Here is a 2,033-nt window from a genome sequence, read left to right as displayed (position 1 = left end):
AAAGTGACGAGCGTAGCATGCTCGGCGGACGTTTGGATGCTGAAGGTTATTTTGCCGCTAAACTCACAGCGCTAAACAACCCAACGCGATCAAGAAACAACAAATATGTGATGATTATTTATTGCTTAAATTAAACCACAAAACATGGAATTTACCGTTCAATTCAAACTCGATTTAGCTGATAAAAACTCACCTTGCCTAACGCCCGCCTAAGGGGCTGACAACGCATAACAACTAAACTCAAACACAACAACTGTAACCACCGCAGCTCATTGGGACTGGAAACGCCACGCGTTGACAGTCCCTTTGAGGCGTTTGTTAGCTTCGTAGCCCATTGTTTAACAATGAATTTTTAGACACATTTGCTTGAAATGCATTTTACGCAAAAGCATCACTCAAACACACGTCCAACGCCAAAAGCTGTGAAGTTGGCTGCCAAAACTCAAAACGGTCAAGGCTAAGTTGACCACGTTTAAGAGTCCGCGAGAAAGAAAGAATACTTTCAGCGATGATGCAGCCTTTGTGAAACCAAACTTTCAGAGTTGAGTATCCAACAACATTTAAGCATCGAGGTTTGATGGTTTTCCACGACTTTGAAACCAATGAACTTTCAACACGCTCGACCAAATCGGCATCAGAAAATCTCGCAAGCCAAGTTGTGAAATTTGAACGCTAAAAACAGCTTTTTCAGAACAATTGAGTTGGACTTTGATGATTCCAGCCTTTAAGAAGCTAACGCCCGCCTAAGGGGCTGACAACGCATAACACAAAACTCAAACACACCAACCGTAACCACCGCGGTTCAATGGGACTGGAAACGCCACGCGTTGACAGTCCCTCTTGAGGCGTTTGTTATACCGTGATCTGCTGCGCATTGTAGGAACTTCTTTATCAATTGCCATAGTACCGTATAATCGCGCACCAATTACACCACACTAACTACCAGTGAGTTTCAAATGTCCAAACTATTCTTCAAAGGCCGAATCGATGCTCGGCAAAACCACGTCATTTCAGGCTATAACGTAAAGCGTGATGTAAAAGCAGGCACTGAAGAAGCTCCGATCAATGTTGTCGTTCCAAACGATGCTCGTAAAGAAGAAATCGAAGCATTGCTTTCTGAGCACTCAATAGTAGCCAATATTGTCATAGACCCAAAGCAACCAGAGAACATTGTTGAACTCGATACACTATTACATAAGCCCAAAACTATTACCTTTGATAAAGCACCAAACCGTAATGATCCATGTATTTGCGGAAGCGGGAAAAAGTATAAGAAGTGCTGTGCTTAAGCTTTCGGTAATTACATTAGAAGCCGTTTTCTGACGGCTTTTAACGTTAAAACGGTATAACGCCCGCCTAAAGGGCTGGCAACGCATTACCACTAAACTCAAACACAACAACTGCAACCACCGCGGCTCATTGGGACTGGAAACGCCGCGCGTTGACAGTCCCTCTTGAGGCGTTTGTTATGTGTTTGAATACGTTGATACTTCAATAAGATTCCCATCAGGGTCTCTGAAATAGAATGATGTGATTGCACCTTGCGCGCCTGTACGTTTTACAGGCCCTTCCATGATAACCACACCTTGATTTTCCACATACTCCATTGCGTCAGACAGATCTATATCGGTAATAAAGCACAAATCTGCGCTCCCAGTTCTGACATTTTGCGCCTTAGGCTCAAACTCATGGCCGAGTTGATGAAGATTGATTTTCTGGTGGCCAAACTCTAGAGCAATCCGACCGGCTCCAAAACTTACGGCTTTCATACCCAACACTTTTTCATAGAACTTCGTTGTTGTAGGAATGTCTGCAACAGTCAGAACTAAATGATCAAGGTGACTAATTTTCATCAGAAACTCCATTTTCTAGGAAAACACATAACGCCCGCCTAAGGGGCTGGCAACGCATAACACCAAACTCAACCACAACAACCGTAACCACAGCGACTCATTGGGACTGGAAACGCCACGCGTTGACAGTCCCTCTTGAGGCGTTTGTTATGCATGTGCCACAACACGAGCCATATGGTA

3 protein-coding genes are annotated in these 2,033 nt (G+C 44.0%); 1 reads left to right on the top strand and 2 read right to left on the bottom strand.

Translation table 11 applies throughout. The features are described 5' to 3' along the window. Nucleotides 1–378: 378 nt before the first annotated feature. Nucleotides 379–540 carry a DUF645 family protein gene (locus AACQ17_RS09600; protein ID WP_170935180.1) on the bottom strand — a complete coding sequence of 54 codons (162 nt, stop codon included), beginning with the start codon at nt 538–540 and terminating at the stop codon, nt 379–381. A 416-nt stretch (nt 541–956) separates the two neighbouring features. On the opposite strand from AACQ17_RS09600, the gene AACQ17_RS09595 reads away from it, so the two are divergent. Next, the gene (locus AACQ17_RS09595) at nt 957–1,289 is read left to right on the top strand and encodes a PBPRA1643 family SWIM/SEC-C metal-binding motif protein (RefSeq protein ID WP_055052324.1); all 333 of its coding nucleotides are present in this window, start codon (nt 957–959) and stop codon (nt 1,287–1,289) included. A gap of 177 nt (nt 1,290–1,466) precedes the next feature. On the opposite strand, the gene AACQ17_RS09590 is transcribed toward AACQ17_RS09595, so the two are convergent. After that, complete coding sequence (locus tag AACQ17_RS09590) at nt 1,467–1,853, bottom strand: VOC family protein (protein WP_162809655.1); 387 nt, start codon at nt 1,851–1,853, stop codon at nt 1,467–1,469. Nucleotides 1,854–2,033: the final 180 nt, after the last annotated feature.

This window comes from Vibrio sp. V10_P2A27P122, from assembly GCF_963874335.1.
GTDB classification, from domain to species: domain Bacteria; phylum Pseudomonadota; class Gammaproteobacteria; order Enterobacterales; family Vibrionaceae; genus Vibrio; species Vibrio anguillarum.
The sequence above is the reverse complement of the archived record's forward strand: the minus strand, read 5'-3'. Positions and strand labels throughout refer to the sequence as shown.